The organism is Candidatus Poriferisocius sp., from assembly GCF_965219775.1.
In the GTDB taxonomy this organism is placed as follows: Bacteria; Actinomycetota; Acidimicrobiia; order Acidimicrobiales; family Bin134; genus Poriferisocius.
The window spans coordinates 813459-835547 of the sequence record NZ_OZ244793.1; the positions used below are offsets into that span (position 1 = coordinate 813459).

Annotated in this window: 30 protein-coding genes; 22 read left to right on the forward strand and 8 right to left on the reverse strand. The window is 69.3% G+C overall.

Annotated elements, in window-relative coordinates; all coding sequences use genetic code 11:
- Positions 1-17: 17 nt before the first annotated feature.
- The 4 genes from ACOQPQ_RS03655 to ACOQPQ_RS03670 are packed head-to-tail and all read left to right on the forward strand — an operon-like array spanning position 18 to position 1595.
- Positions 18-392, forward strand: a complete 375-nt coding sequence (locus ACOQPQ_RS03655) for a hypothetical protein (protein ID WP_420638090.1) — start codon at positions 18-20, stop codon at positions 390-392.
- On the forward strand, positions 355-576 hold the full coding sequence (locus tag ACOQPQ_RS03660) for a hypothetical protein (RefSeq protein WP_420638091.1): 222 nt from the start codon (positions 355-357) through the stop codon (positions 574-576). Before ACOQPQ_RS03655 ends, ACOQPQ_RS03660 begins: the two co-directional genes overlap by 38 nt.
- 4 nt (positions 577-580) lie before the next feature.
- Complete coding sequence (locus ACOQPQ_RS03665; RefSeq protein ID WP_420638092.1) at positions 581-805, forward strand: hypothetical protein; 225 nt, start codon at positions 581-583, stop codon at positions 803-805.
- Between the two features lie 10 nt (positions 806-815).
- On the forward strand, positions 816-1595 hold the full coding sequence (locus tag ACOQPQ_RS03670) for a tRNA (adenine-N1)-methyltransferase (RefSeq protein WP_420638093.1): 780 nt from the start codon (positions 816-818) through the stop codon (positions 1593-1595).
- Positions 1596-1663: 68 nt separating this feature from the next.
- Here ACOQPQ_RS03670 and ACOQPQ_RS03675 read toward each other — a convergent pair whose 3' ends face one another.
- Positions 1664-1897: a ferredoxin gene (locus ACOQPQ_RS03675; RefSeq protein WP_419851045.1), complete on the reverse strand. Its 234-nt coding sequence runs from the start codon at positions 1895-1897 to the stop codon at positions 1664-1666.
- A gap of 201 nt (positions 1898-2098) precedes the next feature.
- Here ACOQPQ_RS03675 and arc point away from each other — a divergent pair, with 201 nt between their 5' ends.
- The 9 genes from arc to lepB all read left to right on the forward strand — a co-directional run bounded on the left by arc (position 2099) and on the right by lepB (position 11094).
- Positions 2099-3856, forward strand: coding sequence for a proteasome ATPase (gene arc, locus ACOQPQ_RS03680; RefSeq protein ID WP_420638094.1), 1758 nt, complete (start codon positions 2099-2101; stop codon positions 3854-3856).
- Positions 3857-3865: 9 nt separating this feature from the next.
- Positions 3866-5389: a depupylase/deamidase Dop gene (gene dop, locus ACOQPQ_RS03685; RefSeq protein WP_420638095.1), complete on the forward strand. Its 1524-nt coding sequence runs from the start codon at positions 3866-3868 to the stop codon at positions 5387-5389.
- Positions 5390-5513: 124 nt separating this feature from the next.
- Entirely contained in the window at positions 5514-5708 is a 195-nt protein-coding gene (locus tag ACOQPQ_RS03690; RefSeq protein ID WP_420638096.1) for a ubiquitin-like protein Pup, read from the forward strand.
- 64 nt (positions 5709-5772) lie between these two features.
- On the forward strand, positions 5773-6573 hold the full coding sequence (gene prcB, locus ACOQPQ_RS03695; RefSeq protein WP_420638097.1) for a proteasome subunit beta: 801 nt from the start codon (positions 5773-5775) through the stop codon (positions 6571-6573).
- Positions 6570-7247 (forward strand): proteasome subunit alpha, encoded by a 678-nt coding sequence (gene prcA / locus ACOQPQ_RS03700; RefSeq protein WP_420638098.1) that lies wholly within the window; start codon positions 6570-6572, stop codon positions 7245-7247. Before prcB ends, prcA begins: the two co-directional genes overlap by 4 nt.
- The gene (gene pafA / locus ACOQPQ_RS03705; RefSeq protein ID WP_420638099.1) at positions 7247-8605 is read left to right on the forward strand and encodes a Pup--protein ligase; all 1359 of its coding nucleotides are present in this window, start codon (positions 7247-7249) and stop codon (positions 8603-8605) included. Before prcA ends, pafA begins: the two co-directional genes overlap by 1 nt.
- A gap of 41 nt (positions 8606-8646) precedes the next feature.
- Positions 8647-9558 carry a helix-turn-helix transcriptional regulator gene (locus tag ACOQPQ_RS03710; protein ID WP_420638100.1) on the forward strand — a complete coding sequence of 304 codons (912 nt, stop codon included), beginning with the start codon at positions 8647-8649 and terminating at the stop codon, positions 9556-9558.
- Positions 9558-10514, forward strand: a complete 957-nt coding sequence (locus ACOQPQ_RS03715; protein WP_420638101.1) for a helix-turn-helix transcriptional regulator — start codon at positions 9558-9560, stop codon at positions 10512-10514. The genes ACOQPQ_RS03710 and ACOQPQ_RS03715 overlap by 1 nt, the downstream gene beginning before the upstream one ends.
- The gene (lepB, locus tag ACOQPQ_RS03720; RefSeq protein ID WP_420638102.1) at positions 10507-11094 is read left to right on the forward strand and encodes a signal peptidase I; all 588 of its coding nucleotides are present in this window, start codon (positions 10507-10509) and stop codon (positions 11092-11094) included. Before ACOQPQ_RS03715 ends, lepB begins: the two co-directional genes overlap by 8 nt.
- Before the next feature lie 5 nt (positions 11095-11099).
- On the opposite strand, the gene ACOQPQ_RS03725 is transcribed toward lepB, so the two are convergent.
- Positions 11100-11849: a glycerophosphodiester phosphodiesterase gene (locus ACOQPQ_RS03725; RefSeq protein WP_420638103.1), complete on the reverse strand. Its 750-nt coding sequence runs from the start codon at positions 11847-11849 to the stop codon at positions 11100-11102.
- Between the two features lie 110 nt (positions 11850-11959).
- Between ACOQPQ_RS03725 and tatB the strand changes: the two genes are divergently transcribed.
- The 9 genes from tatB (at position 11960) to ACOQPQ_RS03770 (ending at position 18428) form a co-directional block, all read left to right on the forward strand.
- Positions 11960-12226 (forward strand): Sec-independent protein translocase protein TatB, encoded by a 267-nt coding sequence (gene tatB, locus ACOQPQ_RS03730; protein ID WP_420638104.1) that lies wholly within the window; start codon positions 11960-11962, stop codon positions 12224-12226.
- Complete coding sequence (gene tatC / locus ACOQPQ_RS03735) at positions 12223-13032, forward strand: twin-arginine translocase subunit TatC (RefSeq protein WP_420638105.1); 810 nt, start codon at positions 12223-12225, stop codon at positions 13030-13032. The genes tatB and tatC overlap by 4 nt, the downstream gene beginning before the upstream one ends.
- A gap of 5 nt (positions 13033-13037) precedes the next feature.
- Positions 13038-13649 carry a hypothetical protein gene (locus tag ACOQPQ_RS03740; protein WP_420638106.1) on the forward strand — a complete coding sequence of 204 codons (612 nt, stop codon included), beginning with the start codon at positions 13038-13040 and terminating at the stop codon, positions 13647-13649.
- A gap of 99 nt (positions 13650-13748) precedes the next feature.
- Entirely contained in the window at positions 13749-14927 is a 1179-nt protein-coding gene (locus tag ACOQPQ_RS03745; protein ID WP_420638107.1) for a M20 family metallopeptidase, read from the forward strand.
- A 48-nt stretch (positions 14928-14975) separates the two neighbouring features.
- Positions 14976-16592: an FAD-dependent thymidylate synthase gene (locus ACOQPQ_RS03750; protein ID WP_420638108.1), complete on the forward strand. Its 1617-nt coding sequence runs from the start codon at positions 14976-14978 to the stop codon at positions 16590-16592.
- Between the two features lie 47 nt (positions 16593-16639).
- Positions 16640-17149, forward strand: a complete 510-nt coding sequence (locus ACOQPQ_RS03755; protein ID WP_420638109.1) for a hypothetical protein — start codon at positions 16640-16642, stop codon at positions 17147-17149.
- Positions 17146-17388, forward strand: a complete 243-nt coding sequence (locus ACOQPQ_RS03760) for a hypothetical protein (RefSeq protein WP_420638110.1) — start codon at positions 17146-17148, stop codon at positions 17386-17388. The genes ACOQPQ_RS03755 and ACOQPQ_RS03760 overlap by 4 nt, the downstream gene beginning before the upstream one ends.
- Positions 17389-17391: 3 nt before the next feature.
- A complete protein-coding gene (locus ACOQPQ_RS03765; protein ID WP_420638111.1) occupies positions 17392-17928 on the forward strand; it encodes a GNAT family N-acetyltransferase in 537 nt (178 codons plus the stop codon).
- Positions 17925-18428: an NUDIX hydrolase gene (locus tag ACOQPQ_RS03770; RefSeq protein WP_420638112.1), complete on the forward strand. Its 504-nt coding sequence runs from the start codon at positions 17925-17927 to the stop codon at positions 18426-18428. Before ACOQPQ_RS03765 ends, ACOQPQ_RS03770 begins: the two co-directional genes overlap by 4 nt.
- Here the strand turns inward: ACOQPQ_RS03770 and ACOQPQ_RS03775 are convergent, their stop codons facing one another.
- Genes ACOQPQ_RS03775 through ACOQPQ_RS03800 form a run of 6 tightly spaced genes read right to left on the reverse strand, consistent with a single transcriptional unit; the run spans position 18429 to position 22087 of the window.
- On the reverse strand, positions 18429-19853 hold the full coding sequence (locus tag ACOQPQ_RS03775; protein ID WP_420638113.1) for a hypothetical protein: 1425 nt from the start codon (positions 19851-19853) through the stop codon (positions 18429-18431).
- Positions 19854-19913: 60 nt separating this feature from the next.
- Positions 19914-20285 carry a hypothetical protein gene (locus tag ACOQPQ_RS03780; protein WP_420638114.1) on the reverse strand — a complete coding sequence of 124 codons (372 nt, stop codon included), beginning with the start codon at positions 20283-20285 and terminating at the stop codon, positions 19914-19916.
- Between the two features lie 3 nt (positions 20286-20288).
- Positions 20289-20708: a hypothetical protein gene (locus tag ACOQPQ_RS03785; protein WP_420638115.1), complete on the reverse strand. Its 420-nt coding sequence runs from the start codon at positions 20706-20708 to the stop codon at positions 20289-20291.
- A gap of 22 nt (positions 20709-20730) precedes the next feature.
- The gene (locus tag ACOQPQ_RS03790) at positions 20731-21132 is read right to left on the reverse strand and encodes a hypothetical protein (protein ID WP_420638116.1); all 402 of its coding nucleotides are present in this window, start codon (positions 21130-21132) and stop codon (positions 20731-20733) included.
- A gap of 6 nt (positions 21133-21138) precedes the next feature.
- Entirely contained in the window at positions 21139-21339 is a 201-nt protein-coding gene (locus ACOQPQ_RS03795; protein WP_420638117.1) for a hypothetical protein, read from the reverse strand.
- Between the two features lie 34 nt (positions 21340-21373).
- Complete coding sequence (locus ACOQPQ_RS03800; protein ID WP_420638118.1) at positions 21374-22087, reverse strand: hypothetical protein; 714 nt, start codon at positions 22085-22087, stop codon at positions 21374-21376.
- Positions 22088-22089 lie beyond the last annotated feature (2 nt).

The following is a 22089-nucleotide window of genomic DNA, read 5'->3' on the forward strand; positions in this document are numbered from 1 at the left end:
CTCTCCAGGAGGTAGACGTGGCCAAGAGTTCAACCACCCCCCGGGGGAGCAGCCCTCCCAACCAGGTGGCCGCCGAATTGAAGGAGCTGCTGGTGGCGTACGCCCGCCAGGAGATCGTGACGCCGCTGACCAACCTCGGCGCCACGTTGAAGCTCGGCATCCTGGGGGCGCTGAGCATCGGGGTGGGCCTGGTGTTCTTGGTCATCGCCGGGTTGCGCCTGTTGCAGGAGGAGGCGTCGGGGGTGTTCGACGGCAACATGAGCGCCCTGCCCTACGTGGCGGTGCTGCTGGGATTGCTGGTCGTGCTCGCGGGGTTGGTTGCGGTGAAGGGCCGGACATCGAGAGGAGGTGGCCGTGAGCCAAGCGGAACGGGAACAACCGACGATCAGTAGGCAGGACATCCTGGCCAAGTTCGAGGAGTTGCGGGGCGGCGTCGACCACACCGCGGCGTCGGCTCGTTCGCCCATCCTGGCCGGATGCGCCACCGCGGTCGTTCTGCTGGTGGTGCTGGCCTTTCTGCTGGGTCGGCGGCGAGGGCGAGCGTCTCGGACCCTGGTGGAAGTACGGCGGGTCTGACCGGATGGTCGATCCGCTGGGCTATCTGCGCCGCCAGGCCCTCGTTCGCGGCGTCTTGGGGGGCCATCGAGGGTGGCTCGTTCTCGGGGGCGCGGCGTGGCTGATTCGGCTCCTGGCCCGGGTGGCCGGCACCCGCAGGTTGCGACCGGCCCTCACCCAAGAGTTGCGGCCGGGTGAGAGCCTGCTCATCTCCCATCAATCCGAACGGCCCCGCCCACCCACCGGGTGACCCCTCCGAGATGAGCGGCCCGCTGCAGGCCGGCGAGTTGGTGCTGCTCACCGACCGCAAGGACCGCCGCTACCTGGTGACGCTGGCGGCCGGCGGCGAGTTCCACACCCACGCCGGCGCCGTCGACCACGATGCCCTCATCGGCGGAACCGAGGGGATGCGAGTGCGCACCGCCCGCAACGCCGAGCTGACCGTGTGGCGTCCGACCCTGCGTGACTACGTGTTGAAGATGCCCCGGGGCGCCCAGGTGGTGTACCCCAAGGACAGCGCGGCAATCCTCATGCAGGCCGACGTGTTCCCCGGCGCCCGGGTGCTGGAGTCCGGCGTGGGGTCGGGGGCCCTGTCACTCAGCCTCCTGCGGGCCGGGGCCGAGGTGGTGGGCTACGAGATCCGGGAGGACTTCGCCCGACAGGCGGTGGACAACGTCACCCGCTTCTTGGGCTCGGAGGTCACCGCTCGGTACCGGGTGGAGATCAGGGACTGCTACCAGGGCATCGACGCCGAGGGCCTGGACCGGGTGGTGCTGGATCTGCCCGAGCCCTGGCAGGTCATGGACCATGCCGCCTCCGCCCTGCACCCCGGTGGCTCTCTGGTGGCCTACACCCCGAGCATCCAGCAGGCCGTGCAGTTGCGCCGGGCCTGCGAGACCGGACCCTGGGCCGCCGCCTCCACCATGGAGGTGTTGCACCGGGGCTGGCACATCCAAGGCGACGCCGTGCGCCCCAACCACCGCATGGTGGCTCACACCGGCTTCATCACCACCGTGCGCCGACTGGCCGACCAGGATTGAGGCCCCCGGAGAGTCGGCGGAACATTGGCCTCCCCCGCACCGGGGGACGGGCGCCGATCAGTCGAAGATCAGACCTCGATGAAGATGCACTCGCCGGGGCATTCCTCGGCCGACTCGATGGTGGCCTCTTCCTGCCCCTCGGGCACAATGGCCAATCCTTCGACCCCGCCCGGCTCGCTGAACACCTTGTCACCCTCTTTGACATAGGCCAAGCCATCGTCGAGCAGCGTGAACACATCCGGGGCGATCTCTTCGCAGAGTCCATCACCCGTGCAGAGATCCTGATCAATCCAGACCTTCATTTGCATCGGTACGGTGGCCCTTTCGTGAAAAACACTCTTGTGACAAGCGCTCTCTTGAGAGCTGGTCCTCGGCGAGCATGGTAGACGCCGAGTGCGCCCTCAGTGTAACCGACCGGGGGCCGATCCCCGCCACGCGAGCGAGGGAGTCGTGTCCCACCCGGTCTCGGCAACCCCCCAGCAGGCGTGTAGAGTCGAGCAGGTATGGCTGACAGCGACTCGGCGGAAGCGGCCGTCCCCGACGGCGATCTACCGACGGCAGAGAAGCTGGCCGCGCTGGAGAACGAGGTGTCGGTGCTCCGGCAGCGATTGCAGGATGCCCCCCAGCGCGTGCGCACGCTGGAGGAGCGCCTGCTGGAAACCAAGGGGCAACTGGCCAAGGCCGTGTCCCAGAACGAGAAGCTCACCTACACCCTGCGGGAAGCCCGCGAGCACATCTCCGCCCTCCGCGACGAGGTGGACAAGCTCACCCAACCCCCGTCGGCCTACGGCACCTTCCTGGCCCGCAACGACGACGGCACCGCCGACGTGTTCTCGGGGGGACGCAAGATGCGGGTGGCCCTCCACCCGGAGATCGAGGCCGAGTCGTTGAGCCGGGGCCAAGAGGTGGTGTTGAACGATTCGCTGAACGTGGTGCTGGCCCGGGTGGGCGACGGTACCGGCGAGGTGGTCACCGTCAAGGAGCTGCTCAGCGGCGGCCACCGGGCCATCATCGTCGGGCGGGCCGACGAGGAGCGGGTGGTGGAGCTGGCCTCGGAGTTGATCGGCCGGCCCCTCAAGAGCGGGGACACGGTGTTGATGGATCCCCGCTCGGGCCTGTTGGTGGAGCGCCTGTCTCGCCCCGAGGTGGACGATCTCGTCCTCGAAGAGGTTCCCGACGTCACCTACGACCAGGTCGGCGGCCTCGACGAGCAGATCGAGCAGATCACCGACGCGGTGGAACTCCCGTTCATGCACCAGGATCTGTTCTCCGAGTACCAGCTTCCCGCCCCCAAGGGCATCTTGCTGTACGGGCCGCCGGGTTGCGGCAAGACCCTGATCGCCAAGGCGGTGGCCAACTCCCTGGCCGGCAAGGTGGCGGAAATGAGCCCCGACCGGGAGGCCCGCTCCTACTTCCTGAACATCAAGGGCCCGGAGCTGTTGAACAAGTACGTGGGGGAAACGGAACGGCAGATCCGCCTGGTGTTCCAGCGGGCCCGCGAGAAGTCGGTCGAAGGCTGGCCGGTGATCGTGTTCTTCGACGAAATGGAGTCGCTGTTCCGGACCCGGGGCACCGGGATCAGCTCCGACATGGAATCCACCGTGGTGCCCCAGCTCCTGGCCGAGATCGACGGGGTGGAGGCCCTCAAGAACGTGATCGTCATCGGGGCCTCCAACCGGGAGGACCTGATCGACCCGGCCATCCTGCGGCCGGGTCGCCTCGACGTGAAGATCAAAATCCAGCGGCCCGACGCCGAAGCCGCCTGTGCGGTGTTCGCCCGCTACCTCACCGCCGACCTGCCCATCGCCGCCGAGATGGTGGAGGGGCTCGGCGGGGGGGATGTGGGCAAGGCCATTCAGGCCATGATCGAGCAAACGGTGGACGAGATGTTCCTGGAGGAGGAACGCAACCAGTTCCTGGAGGTCACCTACCAAAACGGTGACAAGGAGATCATGTACTTCAAGGACTTCGCCTCCGGGGCCATGATCGAAAACGTGGTTCGCCGCGCCAAGAAGCTGGCCATCAAGCGTCTGCTCGCCGGGGGAGGGCCCGGCATCCACGTGAACGACCTCTTGGAGTCGGTCAACCAGGAGTTCCGGGAGCACGAGGACCTGCCCAACACCACCAACCCCGACGACTGGGCCAAGATCTCCGGCAAGAAGGGCGAGCGCATCGTGTTCGTGCGCACCTTGCTGTCCAACGAGGAGGTCAGCCAGGGCGGACGCTCCATCGAGGCCATCGGCCCCGGCCAGTACCTGTAGCGTTTCCCCATGGCGGTTCCCAAGATCTGCGGGATCGAGACCGAATTCGGGATTGCCCACACCGGGACCGACGACGCCAACCCCATCACCGCCTCCTCCCTGCTCATCAACTCCTACCTGTCGGAGGTGGAGCGCACCGGCGAGGGGGGACCGGCGGTGGGGGTCACCTGGGACTTCGAGGACGAGATGCCGGGCAACGACATCCGGGGCATCGCCCCGGTGGGGTCGCTGGCCCCCGAGATCGAGACCCACCTGGTGAACGCGGTGCTCACCAACGGCGCCCGGTACTACGTGGACCACGCCCACCCCGAGTTGTCCACCCCCGAGTGCAGCAACGCCCTGGACGTGACCCGCTACGACAAGGCGGCCGAGCTGATCCTGCGGCGCTCCATGGAGGCGGCCGCCAAGCTGTTGCCCAGCGGCCAGGAGCTGGTGGTCTACAAGAACAACTCCGACGGCAAGGGCAACAGCTACGGCTGTCACGAGAACTATCTCATGGCGCGGGCCACCCCCTTCTCCCGCATCGCCGTCAACGCCACCGTCCATCTGGTGACCCGCCAGATCTTCACCGGCGCGGGCAAAGTGGGCTCCGAGGCGCCGGGGCTCACCACCGCCGACATTCCCTTCCAGATCACCCAGCGGGCCGACTTCTTCGAGGAGGAGGTTGGGCTGGAGACCACCCTCAAGCGGCCCATCATCAACACCCGCGACGAGCCCCACGCCGACGCCCGGCTCTATCGCCGGCTGCACGTCATCACCGGTGACGCCAACATGTCGGAGGTGGCCACCTTCCTGAAGGTGGGCACCACCGCCATCGTGCTGGCCATGGTGGAGGACAACGCCTTGGTGCGGGAGTTCCGTCTGCGATCCCCGGTGTCAGCCATGCGCCAGGTGTCCTACGACGTGGGCTTGGCCACGCCGCTGGAACTGGCCGACGGTAGCTCGGCCACCGCGTTGGAGATTCAGTGGGATCTGTTGGACCAGGCCCGGAAGTTCGCCGACAGCCACGGGCTCGACTCGGTGGGCGGACCGGTGGGCCACATGGTGATCGACCGCTGGGAGCAGGTGTTGGCCGGTCTGGAGACGGACCCCTCCGGCTTGGCCCGCCAACTGGACTGGGTGGCCAAGTACCGCCTGATCCAGGGATTGGCCCAGCGCCACGGGCTCGGCCCCGACGATCCCCGGTTGGCCGCCCTCGACCTGCAGTACCACGATTTGCGGCCCGAGCGATCGGTGGCCGCTCGGGTGGGCCTGGAGACGCTGGTGCCCCCGGAGGAGGCCCAGGCCGCCATCTCCGAGCCGCCCACCGACACTCGGGCCTACTTCCGCGGCCAGTGCCTCAGGCGGTGGGCCCCCAACATCGTGGCCGCCAACTGGGACTCCATGGTGTTCGACGTGGGTGACGAACCACTGAGGCGGGTCCCCATGATGGAGCCGGCGAGAGGCACGCGAGAGCACGTAGGCCCCCTCTTGGCCGAATGTGCGACGGCCGGCGCGCTGCTCACCCGACTGGACGAGTCCCGCCCCCGGTAGAGCGGGGGCGTCGACCCCTCGGCCGGACCGGGGGAGCGACGAGCCACTATGACCACCTCAGGGGCTTGCTGCGATATCGTGACCGTCGAGCACCCGCAGATGAGCCCGCCGATGAGGGAGTGACATGGCCGAACGAGAGCAGATCAAGCGACCGGCACCGCAACGGGAGCAGTCCCAACCGGAAGAGGCCCCCGCGGTCACCGGTCAAGGCGACGACCTGAAGGCCGAACTCGATGACCTGCTCGACGAGATCGACGAGGTGCTGGAGTCCAACGCCGAGGACTTCGTGAAGTCGTACATCCAAAAGGGTGGGCAGTAACACCCCCTCGGATCCCCCCCTTGGACAACCGCGCCGAGCCGCTGTTCGGGGTAGCCTGGCCGCCGTGACGTTGCCCCTCTTTGAAGCCGGGGGCGACCCGGGCCCCGACTTCGCCGCGCTGTTGCGCTCCACCGGCAAGCTACCGGCTCCACCCGACGTCCCGGCTTCCGACCTGATGCTGTCCCACGCCACCACGGTGGTGGCCATCCGCTGTCGTCAAGGTGTGGTCATGGCCGGGGACCGCCGGGCCACCGCGGGCCATCTCATCAGCCACCGGACCATCGAAAAGGTCTTCCCGGCGGACCGCTGGTCGGGGGTGGCCATTGCCGGTGCGGCGGGACCGGCCATGGAGATGGTGCGGCTCTTCCAGTTGCAGCTCGAGCACTACGAAAAGGTGGAGGGCAAGGTGCTGAGCCTGGACGGCAAGGCCAACCAATTGGGCATGATGGTGCGCAACAACCTGCCCGCGGCCCTGCAGGGCTTTGCCGTGGTCCCGCTGTTCGCGGGCTACGACACCGCCCGGGGCATCGGCCGGCTGTTCCAGTACGACGTCACCGGCGGCCGCTACGAGGAGCGGGAGTACGCCGTGGGCGGATCGGGCAGCCTGCACGCCGGAACGGTGATCAAGCTGGGCCATCGGCCCGACGCCGACGCCGACCAGATGATCGATTTGGCCGTGTCGGCGTTGTTCCGCACCGCCGAAGAGGACGCGGCCACCGGGGGCCCCGACCTGGTGCGGGGCATCTATCCGGTGGTGGCGGTGATCGGGGCCGACGGCTTCCAGCGGGTGGCCGACTCCGACGTGGAGGCCCGGTTCCGCCAACTCCTGGCCAGCCTGGAGACCGACGGGGGCGACCGCTCATGAACATGCCCTTCTACGTCGCCCCCGAGCAGTTGATGAAGGACCGGGCCGACTTCGCCCGCAAGGGCATCGCCCGAGGTCGGGCGCTGGCCGCGCTCAGCATCCGCGACGGCATCCTGATCTGCGCCGAGAACCGGTCGAGCACGTTGCGCAAGGTGAGCGAGATCTACGACCGGATCGCCTTCGCCGGGGTGGGCCGCTACAACGAGTTCGACCAACTGCGCATCGCCGGGGTGCGCCACGCCGACCTCAAGGGGTTCACCTACAGCCGCGAGGACGTGGACGCCCGCAGCCTGGCCAACCAGTACGCCCAGTTGCTGGGCCAGACCTTCACCCACGAGATGAAGCCCATGGAGGTGGAGATCCTGGTGGCGGAGGTGGCCTCGGATCCCGGTGGCGACCAGATGTTCCACGTGCTCTACGACGGCACGGTCAACGACGAGTCCGGCTTCACCGTGCTGGGGGGAGAGGCCGACACCATCGCCGAGCAACTGGGTCAGGGCTTCGACGCCGACTGGGAGGTGGCCAACGCCCTGCAGGCGGCCACCGCGGCGTTGTCCGGCCAGGAGCGGACCCTGGGGGCCGAGGATCTGGAGGTGGCCGTGTTGGTGCGGGAAACCGGTCGGCGGGCCTTCCAGAGGATCGAGGGCGACGAGCTGGCCGAGCTGTTGGGCTGATGGACCGACGCATTTTCGGGATTGAGAACGAGTACGGGGTGACCTGCGCGCTGCGTGGTCACCGCCGGTTGAGCCCCGACGAGGTGGCCCGCTATCTCTTCCGCCGGGTGGTGTCCTGGGGGCGCAGCAGCAACGTGTTCCTGGTCAACGGCGCCCGGTTGTACCTCGACGTGGGCTCGCATCCCGAGTACGCCACCCCGGAGTGCGACTCCGTGTACGACCTGGTGGCCCACGACAAGGCGGGGGAGCGCATCCTGGAAACGCTCATCGAGAGCGCCGAGCAGCGGCTCCGGGAGGAGGGCATCCAGGGCGACATCTACCTCTTCAAGAACAACACCGACTCGGCGGGCAACAGTTACGGCTGTCACGAGAACTACCTGACCACCCGCCGCGACGATTTCGCTGAGTACGCCGAGGTGCTGATCCCCTTTCTGGTCAGCCGCCAGATTTACGCGGGGGCGGGCAAGGTGCTGCAGACGGCTCGGGGGGCCACCTACTGCATGAGCCAGCGGGCCGAGCACATCTGGGAGGGGATCTCCAGCGCCACCACCCGGTCGCGGCCCATCATCAACACCCGCGACGAGCCGCACGCCGACGCCGAGCGCTACCGGCGGCTCCACGTGATCGTGGGCGATTCCAACATGAGCGAGTACGCCACCTTCCTGAAGGCGGGGGCGACCGGCATCCTTTTGCGGATGCTGGAGGATCCGTCGGTGGCGCTGCGCGACATGACGCTGGACAACCCCATCCGGGCCATCCGCGAGATCAGCCACGACCCCACCTGCACCCGCCGCATCCGGCTGGCCGGCGGCCGCGAGGTGAGCGCCCTGGAGATCCAGTCGGAGTACCTGGACCGGGCCCTCAAGTACGCCGAGACCCGGGATCTGGATCCCCAGGAGAAGCAGGCCCTGCACATGTGGGAGCACTGTTTGACCCGGATCGCCGACGACCCCCTGAGCCTGACCCGGGAATGCGACTGGGTGATGAAGTACCACCTGGTGGAGGGCTATCGGGCCCGTCACGATCTGGGGCTGAGCGATCCCCGGGTGGCCCTGGTGGACCTTCAGTACCACGACGTCAACCGCTCCCGCAGCCTCTTCTACCGGATGCAGCAACGGGGGCTGGCCGAGCGTCTCTGCTTCGACGACGACATCAAAGCCGCGGTGGAGCACCCCCCGGCCACCACGCGGGCCCGTCTCCGGGGCGAGTTCATCCGGCGGGCCAAGGAGCGCAAGCGGGACTACACGGTGGACTGGGTTCACCTGAAGCTCAACGACCAGGCCCAACGCACCGTCCTGTGCAAAGACCCGTTCCGGGCCCACGACGAACGGGTGGAAAAGCTGATCGAATCGCTGTGACCTCCGTCCGCAAGCCGGAGCAGGTCAGGCTAGAGCGCCTGTTGCGACTCATCGCCGCGTTGATCGACACCACCCGCTTCTTGTCCATCGACGAACTGCACACCCGGGTGGGGGTGTCCCGGGGGCCGGATTCCGCGGGCTACCCCAGAGACCGGAAGTCGGCCAAACGGGCCTTCCACCGGGACATGAACGAATTGGCCGAGGTCGGCATCCCCGTCATCTCCGGAACGGTCCCCGGCGAGGACCCGCCGGTGTGGGGCTACCGCATCCGCAAGCAGGACTACTCACTGCCGGAGATGGACCTGGAGGCCCCCGAGCTGGCCGCCCTGCACCGGGCGGCCACCGCGGTGCGCTTCGAGGGGGTGTCGGGGGCCGAGGCTCTCTGGAAGCTGGGGGGCCGAGTGGGGGAGGGGACCGACACCGAGCTGGCCGCCGTGCCGGTGCTGCCCGCGTTGGCCGACCTGTTCCGGGCGGTCACCGAACAGCGGGTGGCCGCCTTCACCTACGGCGGGGAGTCCCGTCGATTGGAGCCCTGGACCCTGGCCTTCGACCAAGGTCACTGGTACGTGGTGGGCCACGACCGAGATCGCGGCGAACGGCGCACCTTCCGAATCGACCGACTGGACGGCGACGTGGCCCTGGGTCCACCCAACGGGTTCACCCAGACCGGCGAGGCGGGGGGCTGGGTTGCCCTCCAGCCCTGGAAGTTCGGCACCGCCCCGGCGGTGACCGCCCAGCTCCTGGTGGATTCCGACCAGTCCGCGTGGGCGGCCCGGCGTCTGGGCCAAGAGCCCGCGCTGGTGCAACCCGACGGCTCCTCGGTGTTCCACGTGGCGGTTCGCAGTCCGGAGGCGTTTCGGTCGCTGGTGCTGGAGTTCCTGGACCATGCCGAGGTCCTCGGACCGCCGGAATTGCGGGCCGACATGGTGGCCTGGCTGGAGCAGATGAGCTGATGGGTCGCCTGAGCGCCGGGGACCGCTTGCGGCGCATGTTGGAGCTGGTGCCGTGGGTCATGGCCCAGGGCGGCGCCGAGTTGACCGAGGTGGCCCAGCGTTTCGATTACCCCGAGGCCGATCTGCGGGAGGACCTGGTGCGGGTGCTGTTCGTGGTCGGGCTGCACCCGTTCACCCCCGACGAGCTGATCAACGTGATCGGCCTGGACGACGAGGACAACGGCAGCCAGGTGGCCATCAGCAACGCCGACTACTTCTCCCGGCCGCTGCGACTGACCCCGGCCCAGGCCCTGGGACTGATCGGCGCGGCCAAGGCGCTGTTGACCGGAGCCGACCCCGACGGCCCGCTCAGCCGGGGGCTGGCCAAGCTGGCGGCCGGCCTGGGGGTGAGCGTCGGCGAGGACCTGGTGGTGAGCCTGGGTGACTCGGCCGACGAGTGGGTGGAACCCCTGTTGGGGGCCGCCCGAGGTCGCCGGCAGGTCCACGTCCGGTACTTCAGCTTCGGACGGGGCCAGGAAACCGATCGGGTCATCCACCCGTACCGGGTCTTCTCGGAGATGGGCAACTGGTACGTCCACGGGTACTGCGAACAGGCCCTCGGGGTGCGGGTGTTCCGCCTCGACCGGATCCGACACCTGGAGGTGCTGGAGGCCACGTTCGATCCGCCCCGGGAAACCGGCATCCCCACCGCCTTCCAGGCCAACCCGTCCGACCCCCGGGTGGTGCTGCGCTTGGCGCCGGGTGCCGCCTGGGCCATCGAGCGCTACCCCTCCGAGCATCAGGTACCCCTCGAGGGCGGCGACATCGAGGTGACCCTGCCGGTGAGCCAGGTGGGCCGGCTGGAACGGCTCCTGCTCCAGCTCGGACCGCAGGCCGAGATTCGACAGGCCGATCCGCCGGTGGCCATGGACCAGGCCCGCCGGGCGGCCCGACGGGTGCTGGCTCGCTATGGCTGAAGAGCGCGGCGAGGATCGTCGGGAGAAGTCACCGGCGCGGGTGCTGGCCGAGTGGGTGCTGGTGTTGGCCGGGGCCCTGGTGCTGGCCTTGGTGCTGCGCACGGTGCTGTTTCAGGCCTACTACATCCGGTTCACCTCCATGGAGCCGACCTTGAGCAACGGCGATCGGGTCCTGGTCAACAAGTTCGGCTACGACCTGCACGACATCAATCGTGGCGATCTGGTGGTGTTCGAGCGACCCCAGGACATCCGTGGCCAGGAGGAGGACGATCTGATCAAGCGGGTCATCGCCCTGCCGGGGGAGATCATCACCTTCGTTGGCGGTCACGTGTACGTGGACGGCCGCCGACTCCACGAGCCCTACCTGGAGTCACCCGGTATCACCCAGGGCGCCATGCCCTCGGGGTGTGCGGCCATCGTGGACGACGGTTGCCTGGTCGGCGCCGGTGAGGTATTCGTGATGGGCGACAACCGGCCCAACTCCACCGACAGTCGGATGTTCGGCCCCATTTCCGAGCACCTGATCGTGGGGCGGGCCTTCCTGCGGCTGTGGCCCGTGAACGAGTTCGGGCGGATCTAACCTGATCAGCCGGGCCGGTCGGGGTACCACCGGCCCAGGGCGGTGGTCATGCGGTCGACGTGGTCGCTGTACACCGCGTCGATGCCCATGTCCAGCAACTCATCGAGCACGCGGGGTTGCTGAGCATCCCAGCCGAAGCACCACACCCCGAACCGGTGAAACAGCGTGACCAGACCCCCCGTCCAGTCGGTTTGGTGCAGGTTCACCGAGTCGATGCCCGCTTCGGCCAGCACCGCCGCCCGCCGCTCCGGCCCCTTGCCCATACGGCTGAGCCGGGTGGAGTTGCACAGCCGCACGTCGGGCCACTGCCGGCGCAGGTCGGCCAGCAGGTCCACATCGGGGTGGCAGAGCCACAACCGGTCGCGCAACGCCCTCCCGGTGCGCTCGGCGGCGGCGTCCACGCTGCGGATCACCGCCGGGGCGGCCTCGTGGTCCTTGAGGTCCAGCGACAACTCGAAATCACCGCCGCAAGCGTCGTAGAGCTCGGCCAGGGTCGGGATGTGGTCGGGGAGCTCCGCGCGGCGGCAAGCGACCATCGACCGTTTCCTCGCCAGGGGCCCCCGGCGCACCCAACCGTCGTGGTCCAGCACGGCCTCGCCGTCGGCGGTGACCCAGACGTCGCTCTCCAAACCGGTCGCCCCCATCTCCAGGGCCAACTCGAAGGCCCCCAGGGTGTTCTCCTGCCGGTGCGCCCGAGCCCCCCGATGGGCAAAACCGATCGGGGGTGTGCGCAGGGAGGCGATCCGAGAGGGCATCTCAATCCCGGCGCCGACGGGGCGACTCGCCACTGGCCATGACGCCATCATCGGTTGCCCTCGCGCCCCCGGACAACCCCAGCGCCCATCCGCGGCGGTAGCCTCGGGGCGTGGGAAACCTGGGCTGGGCCGAGATCGCGGTGATCATGGTGGTCGCCCTGGTCGTTCTGGGACCGGACAAGCTGCCGGCCGCCGCCCGACAGGTGGGCAACGTGGTCCGTCAGCTTCGGAAGATCTCCACTGGGTTCCAGCAGGAACTGCAGAACGCGCTGGACGAACCCATTGAGGCCGAGGCCCGACGCCGGGGCCACGAGGCCGTGGCGCAAGGCCCGTCGGAGAGCCCCTCCAACGGCGACCCACCCGCGCCCCGCCCGTGAGCACCTCCGACACCGGCACCTCCCGGACGGGCGACGGGACGATGCCCTTGATGGAGCACCTGGTGGAGCTGCGAGCCCGGCTCATCAAGTGCATCCTGGCGGTGCTGGTGGGGGCGGTGGTCTGCTGGGTGTTCTACCCCTGGATTCTGGACGCTTTGGTCCAGCCGTACTGCGACGTGGTGCCCGACGAGGCCCTGGCCGAGGAGGAGGCTCGCCAGAACCTCTTCGGCGGGTGCGAGCTATTGGTGCTGGATCCCCTGGAGCCGTTCTCGGTCCGGTTGACGGTGGCGGGTTACGGGGGGCTGGCCCTGGCCATTCCGGTGGTGCTCTGGCAGGTCTGGCGGTTCGTGCAGCCCGGCCTCTATCCGAGGGAGCGTCGCCACGCGGCGGCCTTCACCGTGCTCGGCGCCCTGTTGTTCGCACTGGGGGCCGCCTTGGCCTACTGGAGCATCCCCCGGGCGCTCAGCTTCCTGGCCGACATCGGGGGTGAGGACCTGGTGACGGGGTTCTCCCCGGCCAAGTACCTGTCGTTCGTGGTCAAGATGATGGCCGCGTTCGGCATCGGCTTCGAGTTCCCCATCCTGTTGGTGTTCCTGCAGATGGCCGGGATCATCCATTACCGGCAGCTCATCAGAGCCCGGCGCTACGCCATCGTGGGCATCGTGGCCCTGGTGGCGGTGATCACCCCCAGCGGGGACCCGTTCACCCTCATGGTGCTGTCGGTGCCCATGTACGTGTTCTACGAATTGGCCATCGCCTTCGGGTGGACGCGGGCTCGCCGCCAACGACGCGACGCCGCCGACTGAAGACCGTGCCCATTCAACGAGGGGAAGACTGGGGGGAACCCGGCGGGCTGGGACCCGACGGTGTGTTGGTGAGCAGCGACGACCAAGCCCGCACCCTGATCGAGGAGGCACGCCGGTCCAACCAACCGGTGCCCGACATCGGCCTGGTGGGCGGTGATCTGTGCCGCACCCTCGGCGGCCGGGGCCGGGCCGACGCCATTCGCTCCCCCGACGCCTGGCGGTTCGCCGTGGACCTGGGCGCGGTGTTGCTGGACGGGCGGCTGTTCTGGTTCTGCGCCCATTTGGTGGCCCGCCGACGAGGGTGGGCGGGCGAGGCGCTGGTGGCCATGAACGCCGCGTGGCGGGGAAGCTGGCGCCTCGGACCCCAGGCCCACCCGGGCGACGGCCTGCTGGACATCTCCCATGGCCGTCTGAGCGCCGGGGACCGGCTGCGGGCCCGGCGGCGGGTTCGCACCGGCGACCACCTGCCCCACCCCCAGATTCGCGTCCGTCGCACTTCGGCCTTCCAGGTGGACCTGGAGCAACCCTTGCTGGTGGAGCTGGACGGACGCCCGGTGCAGCGGGCCACAACCCTGTCCATTCGGGTGGAGCCCGCCGCGCTCACCGTGGTGGTATGAGTCCCGCCGCGGCCCGGCCGGCCGAACAGCCGATGGCCGGGCGGAAACCGGCGACGGATAAGACCCACCCCGGCAAGGGTGGCCACTAACATCCGGCCCGTGACCCCCGACCAGGCCAAGCAGCACGTGGCCGCCGCGGTTGATGCCCAGGCCCCCCGCCTCATCGACATCTCCCACCAGATCCACGCCCAACCCGAGCTGTGCTTCGAGGAGCACACCGCCCATCACGTGCTGTGCTCGGCTCTGGAGGACGCCGGACTGGAGGTGGAGCGATCGGCCTACGGCCTCGACACCGCCTTCGTGGCCCGGGCCGGGCACACCGGTCCGCACGTGGCGGTGATCTGCGAGTACGACGCCCTGCCCGAGATCGGGCACGCCTGCGGCCACAACGTGATTGCCGCCGCGGGACTGGGGGCGGGGTTGGCGGCGGCCTCTCTGGCCGAGGCGCTGGGGGGGCGCATCAGCGTGGTCGGGACGCCCGCCGAGGAAGGCGGTGGCGGCAAGTGCTTCCTGTTGGAACGGGGCGCGTTCGACGGCATCGACGCGGCCATGATGATCCACCCCGCCAACCACGACCTGACCCGCATCAGCGCCATCACCGTCGAGCAATTCGAAGCCGTCTACTCCGGTCGGTCGGCCCACGCGGCCGCTTCGCCCCACAAGGGCCGCAACGCCCTCGACGGCGCCGTGTTGGGGTACATGAACGTGGCCGCGCTGCGCCAGCACATCCGCCCCGACGAACGCATCCACGGCGTCTTCACCCGAGGCGGCGACAAGCCCAACATCGTGCCCCACGATGCCGCCGCCCACTGGTACGTGCGCTCTCCCACCCTGGACAGCCTCGGCGAGTTGCGCCCCCGGGTGCTGGCCTGCCTCGAAGCGGGGGCGGCGGCGGCCGGGGTGACCGTGGAGTGCCGGCAGGTGGCGCCGGTGTACGCCGACATGCTCGACAACCAGGTCGTGCTCGACCTCTACCGGCACAACGCAGCGCTCACCGGACGGCAGATGGCCGAACCCGAAGCCGCGGCCGCGGTGGTGGGCAGCACCGACATGGGAAACGTGAGCTACGCGGTTCCCTCCATCCACCCCATCATCAAGATCGCCCCCGACGACGTGGCCATTCACACCCCCGAGTTCGCCCACTACGCCGCCTCCGAGAGCGGTGACCAGGCGGTGCTGGACGGGGCCAAGATCATGGCCATGACCACCGCCGACCTGTGGCTCCACCCCGAGGCCGCCGACCGGGCCGGCTGCGAGTTGGACTCGGTCCGGAGCTGAGACGTTGTCGAGAACCGGCCCATCGAAGGTGATCTCGAGCCCACGGCCATGACCCAGTACGTGGCCGAACAGTTCACCGCCGAGGAAGCCGACATCCTCCGCCGGTACTTCACCAACCTGGACCGACCGGTGTTCGCCCTGGTCAACCTGCCGGAGGTGGTCAAGGGCGCCCTGTTCGCCCGCTACAGCCGGTCGGCCAAGTCCCTGCGCCGCCTGTTCCTGGACGAGTTCGTGGGCGAGCTGGACATCAGCGGGGACCTGACCATCGACGCCACCGTCGGGCTGCGGCGGGCCGAGGAACTCTACGACCGGGTGTTCTTCGAGTACGGGGACGATTCGGTGGCCCAGCTCGGCGGCGTCCACCTGGCCTGCGAGCAGGCCTCCAACATCTTGACCAAGGTGTTGGAGTGGGGCCGCTTGATGTCCTATTTGGAACAGTCCACCCGCTATATCGACTACATGGCTCGGATCGGCGGCCGCTACCGCTACTACCGGGATCCCCAGGTGGGGGAGTCGCCGTTGTCGGGCCGCTACGTCAGCGACATGGACCGCATGTTCGAGTCCTACGGCCGGCTCCTGCCGCGGATGGCCGACTTCTACCGGCAGCACACGCCCAAGGACGACCGCTCCTCCGACTTCGCCTACCGCCAGGCGGTGCAGGCCAAGGCCCTGGACTCGGTGCGGGGCGTGCTGCCCGCGGCCACCGTCTCCAACGTGGGCATCTACGGCACCGGTCAGTCCTACGAACTGCTCCTGTTGCGGATGCGAGCCCATGAGCTGCCCGAGGTCCAGGACTACGCCGCCATGATGCTGGCCGAGCTGCGCAAGGTCATCCCCTCCTTTCTGAAGCGGGTGGACCTGGCCGATCGGGGCGTGGCCTGGACCGGCTACCTGAGCGACGTCCAGGAGTCGATGGAGAGCGTGGTCGACTACCTGGTACCCCCCGACACCGCCGCCGACGAGGTCCCGACGGTGCAGTTGGTGGATTTCGACCCCGACGCCGAGGTCAAGATGGTGGCCTCCATGCTCTACCCCTACACCCACCTGCCCGAGGAGCAGCTCGAGCGGGAGGTGGAGGCGATGAGCGTCGACGACCGGTTCTCGGTGATGCGGGCCTACGTGGGCAATCGCACCAATCGCCGCCACAAGCCCGGCCGCGCCCTGGAGCGACCGTACTACCGGTTCGACATCCTGGCCGACTACGGGGCCTTCCGGGACCTGCAGCGCCACCGCATGTTGACGCTGGAGTGGCAAAAGCTCAGCACCCGACACGGCTACACCCGACCGTCGGCGGTGGACGCCGCCGGGTGCGCCCCCCAATTCGACGAGGTCATGGAGCGTTCCTCGGCGCTGTACGACCTGTTGCAACGGGATTTCCCCGAGCAGGCGTCCTACGCGGTGAGCTTTGCCTACAAGGTGCGCTTCGCCATGACCCTCAACGCCCGGGCGGCCATGCACCTCATCGAGCTGCGCACCACGCCGCAGGGCCATTCGGTGTACCGCGGCATCGGCCAGGACATGTGGCGGCTCATTCGCGACGAGGCCGGGCACCCGGTGGTGGCCGAGATGATGAAGTTCGTCGACCTGACGGAGGAGCCTTCCCTGGGCCGCCTGGAGGCGGAGCGCAAGGCCGATCTTCGCCGACACGTTCGCGAGCAGGCCTGATTTGCGCGAGTCTTCGGGCATAATGGCGGAGGAGGTGGCGGGGCACGATGACAGACCCTGAGGAACACGACGACATGGCCGAAGAGGAGTTCGACCAGGAAGCCATGGAAGACCTCGACAAGGCCATCGACGAGGACATCGACGAAGAATTCGACGGGGTCCTGGACGACGACCTCGAGGACGATCTTGATGACGACCTGGACGACGACATCGACGACATCGACGAGGAAGAGGACGACGCCGACAACGGCGCGGGCCGCAACGCGACCGCAACCGAGGACGAGGAAGGCGACGGGGAGGACATCGACCCCGACAACGTGGAGGCCGATCTCGACACCATCCTGAAGGATCGCCTGGCCGCCGGTGACGACGAGGACGAAGACGAGGACACCCCCGAGCCCGCCCCGGAAGCCTCCGGCCAGGTGGCCCCCAAGCGCGACAACGAATGGATGTGCGAGGGGTGCTTTTTGATCGTCAGTTCCAGTCAGTTCGGGCCGCGAAGCAACCCTCGGTGTCCGTCCGGTGAGGAGCCCTGCCCGTCGCTGGCCCGACTGTGAGCAGCGCCGGCGACCCGGCCATCGACCGGGAGGGCCTCGAGAAGCTGCTGGACGCGGTGGTCTACGCCCCGCTGGGGTTGCTGTTGTCGACCCATGCACCGCCCGCGGAGTTGGCCGCCCACGGTCGGCGCCAACTGGAGGCGGCTCGCCTGCTCGGGCGGATGGCCCTGGGGCAGGCATCGGCGCCCCCCGCTCCCGCCGGCGGTGGGCCAACAGCATCGCCCGCCGACCAGGGCTGACCGGTGGGGGAGCGTCCCGCCGAGGCCCCGAAGGGGGGAGACCGGCGGCGGGGGGTTGAGGCCACAGCCCGGCCCGCCCGCCCCGACGACGTTGCCGGGGTGGCCGAATTGGCCCGTGAGGCCCGCCAAGAGGCCCTGGAGTACCGGGGTGGGCAGCGGTGGATCGCCACCGAGGCGGCCTCGGAACCTCTGGAGGATCACTTTGGCGCCCAGTTGGCCGATCCTCAGGCCATGGTGATGGTGGGCGTCTGGGATACGGCGGTGGTGGGGTACGGCTGGGCTCGACGCCAGGTCCGGGTGGACGGCGCCGCCATCGCCCGGATCGAGGAGCTGTTCGTCAGCCCGGAGGCCCGTTCCGTGGGGGTGGGGGAGTCGTTGTTCGACGCGCTCACCCGGTGGGCCGTCGACCAGGGCGCGGTGGCCATGGACGCCGTGGTGTTGCCCGGCCACCGCGAGGCCAAGAACTTCTTCGAGACGTTCAAGATGACCGCCCACGCCCTGATCATGCACACCCCGATCGGCGAGGGCGAGCGCCCATGAGCAGCCCCGAACCGGACGAGGAGGCAGCGGCAGTCGGCCCCCTCCGAACCCCTTCGGTGAGTTCGGTGAACGGCCCCGAACTGTGCGTGGGCGCGGTGGTGGTCCGGGAAGGCTCGATCCTGCTCATCCGCCGGGGCAACCCTCCCGGTGAGGGCCGGTGGTCGGTACCCGGCGGCCGCGTGCACCGGGGTGAGCGCCTGGTGGACGCCGTCCGCCGGGAACTCCGGGAGGAAACCGGGCTCGACGGCCACGTGGGGGATGCCATGGGTTGGACCGAACTCATCGGCCGCCGCCGCCACTACGTGGTGGTGGACTATTGGGTCACCGTCACCCCCGACGGGCCCCCCAGGGCGGGCAGCGACGCCACCGATGCCGCCTGGGTTGGGCTCGATGATGTCGACCGGTGGGACTTGGTGGACGGCCTGCGCCAATTCCTGGCCGACCACCACGTGATAGAGAAGGTGGCGGAGCAGGCGGTGGAGCAGGCGACCGAAACGTAGCTACCTCTGGGCCGCTCTCGGGTTGCCGCCCCGGCGCGGTCGCTTGGGGGGAGGGGTGGGCTCCACGCCGAAGAGAGCGGCGATGTGGGGCACGCGCTGGGAGAGCTTGGTCACCTCGCCGAGCAACTCCTGGTCGGGCTTCTCCGGGATTCCCTGGGGTTGCACGGTGCGACGCACCGGGGAGAAGGCCACCGCTCCCAACACCGTGGCCCAGCGCTTGGTCGGGGTCTCGCTGGTCAACGCGGCGTTGGCCGCCTCGGTCAGCCGGGTCACCATGTCCTGGGGGAGGGGGACCCCGGCCTTCGGCGGGCGGGAGCTGAGCCGCAACGCCCGAACCATGCGTCCGTCGGCCAAGGTGGCGGCCACCTCGGCCAACCATTCGGCGTGTTCCCGATCCACCCGTTCGCTCAGCTTGGTGCGCAACTCCTCGGCCAGGGCCTTGGCCTCGTCGTCGGTGGCCCCCGTCTCGGCGGCGACCACCACGGATCGCAGGTCACGCAGGTCGATCTCGTCCATGCCGGCCAGAGCGGCCTCCACCCGATCCCGCCATTCCGCCGCCTGCATCCGCGACAGCAGCTTGGCGGCCGCCCGCAGGAAGCTGTCCGGTTCTTCGGTTTTAGGGGTTGTTGCCTTCTCGGGGGCCGGGGCCTGTTCTTTAGCGGCTTTGTCCAGCTCCTCGGCCTGGGCCGGAACAGGCTCGGCGGCCTCTTTGGCGGCCTCCACTGGGACAGTCTGGTCCTCGGCCTGGGCTTCGGCGGCCTTTGTCTCGGCCTCCTCTTGGACAGTCTGGTCCTCGGCCTGGGCCTCGGCGGCCTGTTTGGCGGCCTCCCGGCGGGCCTGGGCCTCGTCGCGGGCCTTCTTCCGCTGGTCGCGCAGGGCTTGTTCCACCGAGGCGACGCCGTCGCGCATGATCTTCTCGGCCACCGGCTTCTGCTCTTCGGGCAAGCTGTCGATCAGTGCCTGCCGGTGGGTCCGCCCGGGGCGCAGTCGCTTGGCCTTGGGCTGGTCATCCTCCCGACGGAACTCCCGGCGGTCACCCCGATCGCGGCCATCCCGTCTATCACCCCGGTCACGACCGTCGCGGCGGTCACCCCGGTCACGGCCCCGGCGGTCACCCCGGTCACGGTCGCGGCCCTTGCCTCCGGACACCAACTGGGTGGTGACCAGGGGCTGATCCCGACCGGACCCCAGGATCTCCAGCGTCTCCGGCATGGGCCGCTTTTCCTTGTGGGCGAACGCCTCGATGATCTCGATGCCGTCCATGTGGAAGTCGGCCTCGACGGTGAGTTCGTCACCCACGCTGGCGGGGAAGCCCAGCAACTCATTGGCCAGTTCGCCCTTGGGCTCACGGGCACCGGCGGCTCTCCAGGTCCAGGAGCCATCGGGCCGCTGGCTGGTCAGCTCGATTTCAATCCTGCGGGACACCGGCGGTCACGCTACCGCATCGACACCTGAGGGCAGAACTGCTGGGCCGAGCGATCGGGATCAGCACGACTCCAGGACCTCGTAGGCCGACGCCCCGAAACCCGCCAATTCCACCACGGTGGTCGCCGTGGCCGGAGCCAGCCCGGAGAGCACCCGGGGATTCCAGGGGACGTGGGCCACCACCCGCATGGCAGGCGAACCGGTCGACCCGCTCAAACAACCGGACAACACGGTGCCGTCGCTGCGGTCCGAGTTCACCGTGGAGGGATCGCACCCGCCACCGGCGCAGCTTGCGATGAACGTGGTGGCCGCCCGTTCCGCCCGGTGGGCCGCCAGATTGCGGTTGGTGATCACCGTGGCGTGGTCACCCAACGATCCGGCGGCCACGGCCACCGCCAGGCCCAGGGCCAACAGGGTCACCGCGGTCGACACCGGCTAGCGCACCGGGACAATGGCGGTGGCCACCACTCGGTCCACAACGAGGCCTCGGCCCAGCGCAACCGGGCAGGTCACCACCGCGGCCACCGTGGGCGACGACTGGTCGTCCCCCGCTGCCGGCGGTTGTGAGACCAAACCCACGTGGAACGCCCCGTCGGTCTGATCACAGACCCCGGCGGTGGCCACCCGGCCGGCTTGCTCGACCGTGGCCGCCACCTCGTCCCACCGATCCCGGTCGGAGGGTGGGACGGGGGAAGCCGGCGTCTGGGCCAGCGCGTCGGACGCCTGGGTGGCGGCCGCCTCGGCGAACACCGCGGTGCGGTGCCGGGCCGTGCCCAGCGAGCCCGCCGCGTCCAGCACGGCGATGCCCAGCACCAGCACGGGAAGCACCAACAGAAACCCCAGCGCCTCGCTCACGGTCTCGACCCTGGCGGCGCGCTCAGCACGAGCCGGGCACGCTGAGGGGGGCTTGGCCGGTGGCCGCCCGGCAGGCCACCGCCGTGGTCTGCAAGGCCGATACCCGAGCATCCAGGGGCACCGCCGTCACGGTGGCCACCAGATTGCAGCCCTCGGCCGCAAGGTCGACCGCCACCGGCTGCACGGCCAGGTGCTCCATCTGTTCCAGGGAGGCCTGCGCGGCGGCGGTCACCGCGGCGCCCGGAGGATTCGGCCCGCACGGCCATCCCTCGGCCACCGCCACGTGAGCGGCCGCGGTGGCGGCCGCTTGGGCCGCGGCGTCGGCGGCCATCCGGGTGACGTGCCCGACGTACAGCCCGGTGATCACCGCCAGCAGCAACAGCAGCAGCGCCGAGGTGCGCAGCACGATCAGCGAGGAGGCCACAACCGCTCACGCGCACGTCTTGCTGGTGCTGCTCCACGTGCCGCCCACGGCATCGCACAGGGTCTCGGTGGTGATCCGAGAGTGGTCGATGTTGTCCCCCGACTCGGGGGCACTGGAGCTGAGCTGGGCGTAGACGATGATGGACACGATGGCCGCGGCGGCAATGCCGACCACGGTCAGGATCAATTGGACGATGGCTGATTGCATGGGGGTTCTCCTTGGTTCGGTGCCGACACGGTCTTCAGAGCACGAAGACCACGGCGGCCATGACAACAAGACCAGCGAGGGCGGCCACCAGGGTGACCGTGGTTCCGATGGCCCGGCTGAGCTGGTCGATCGCCAGGCGCCGTTCGGAATCCAGACTCCGAACGGATCGGGAAAGGGACGCGTCCAACAGCTCCGATGAGGCCGCGCCGGCCCGCTCGGCGGCCACCACCGAGGCCAACAACGGTCCGGCGGGGGAGCCGGCCACCACGGCGGACACCGCGGGAAGGGGATCCCGGCCCGCGTCCAGGGCCGCCCCGATCGCCCCTCGGGCCACGGTGAAGGCCCGTCCGGTGACGGTGAGCGCGGCGTTGACCGCGGCGGCGTTGATGGGCTGGCCCGCGGAGGTCAAGAGCCGCAGCTTGCGCATCCACTCGATCATCCTTTGGTCGCGTTCGGCACGGTAGGACGCAGCCACCAGCGACCGGATGGCCGCCGATGCCGTGCCGGGCAGCCAGGTGGCCGCCACCACCGCCAACGCCAGTCCCTGCGGCCAGTCCCAGACCACCCAACCGACCAGGGCCCCGGCCGGTGCGCCCGCCCCGGCCAGGACGTGGCCGGCGTTGGCGATTCGATTGGGCGTCCACCCCATGGCCGCGGCCTGGAGCACGACGGTGCCGCGACCGGCCGGTCGGGCCAACAGGAGCACCGCCACCGCACCCATCCCCGACAACCCCACCAGCGCCGTCATCG

Excerpts from the sequence above, each read along its gene's own strand:
- ACOQPQ_RS03690 (WP_420638096.1), top strand. The coding sequence starts at position 5,514 with ATGGCCGAACGAGAGCAGATCAAGCGACCGGCACCGCAACGGGAGCAG.
- pafA (WP_420638099.1), top strand. The coding sequence starts at position 7,247 with ATGGACCGACGCATTTTCGGGATTGAGAACGAGTACGGGGTGACCTGC.
- ACOQPQ_RS03670 (WP_420638093.1), top strand. The coding sequence starts at position 816 with ATGAGCGGCCCGCTGCAGGCCGGCGAGTTGGTGCTGCTCACCGACCGC.
- ACOQPQ_RS03665 (WP_420638092.1), top strand. The coding sequence starts at position 581 with ATGGTCGATCCGCTGGGCTATCTGCGCCGCCAGGCCCTCGTTCGCGGC.
- ACOQPQ_RS03795 (WP_420638117.1), bottom strand. The coding sequence starts at position 21,339 with ATGCAATCAGCCATCGTCCAATTGATCCTGACCGTGGTCGGCATTGCC.
- dop (WP_420638095.1), top strand. The coding sequence starts at position 3,866 with ATGGCGGTTCCCAAGATCTGCGGGATCGAGACCGAATTCGGGATTGCC.
- lepB (WP_420638102.1), top strand. The coding sequence starts at position 10,507 with ATGGCTGAAGAGCGCGGCGAGGATCGTCGGGAGAAGTCACCGGCGCGG.
- arc (WP_420638094.1), top strand. The coding sequence starts at position 2,099 with ATGGCTGACAGCGACTCGGCGGAAGCGGCCGTCCCCGACGGCGATCTA.
- ACOQPQ_RS03755 (WP_420638109.1), top strand. The coding sequence starts at position 16,640 with ATGACAGACCCTGAGGAACACGACGACATGGCCGAAGAGGAGTTCGAC.
- ACOQPQ_RS03675 (WP_419851045.1), bottom strand. The coding sequence starts at position 1,897 with ATGAAGGTCTGGATTGATCAGGATCTCTGCACGGGTGATGGACTCTGC.
- ACOQPQ_RS03750 (WP_420638108.1), top strand. The coding sequence starts at position 14,976 with ATGACCCAGTACGTGGCCGAACAGTTCACCGCCGAGGAAGCCGACATC.
- ACOQPQ_RS03770 (WP_420638112.1), top strand. The coding sequence starts at position 17,925 with ATGAGCAGCCCCGAACCGGACGAGGAGGCAGCGGCAGTCGGCCCCCTC.
- prcA (WP_420638098.1), top strand. The coding sequence starts at position 6,570 with ATGAACATGCCCTTCTACGTCGCCCCCGAGCAGTTGATGAAGGACCGG.
- ACOQPQ_RS03715 (WP_420638101.1), top strand. The coding sequence starts at position 9,558 with ATGGGTCGCCTGAGCGCCGGGGACCGCTTGCGGCGCATGTTGGAGCTG.
- ACOQPQ_RS03800 (WP_420638118.1), bottom strand. The coding sequence starts at position 22,087 with ATGACGGCGCTGGTGGGGTTGTCGGGGATGGGTGCGGTGGCGGTGCTC.
- ACOQPQ_RS03725 (WP_420638103.1), bottom strand. The coding sequence starts at position 11,849 with ATGCCCTCTCGGATCGCCTCCCTGCGCACACCCCCGATCGGTTTTGCC.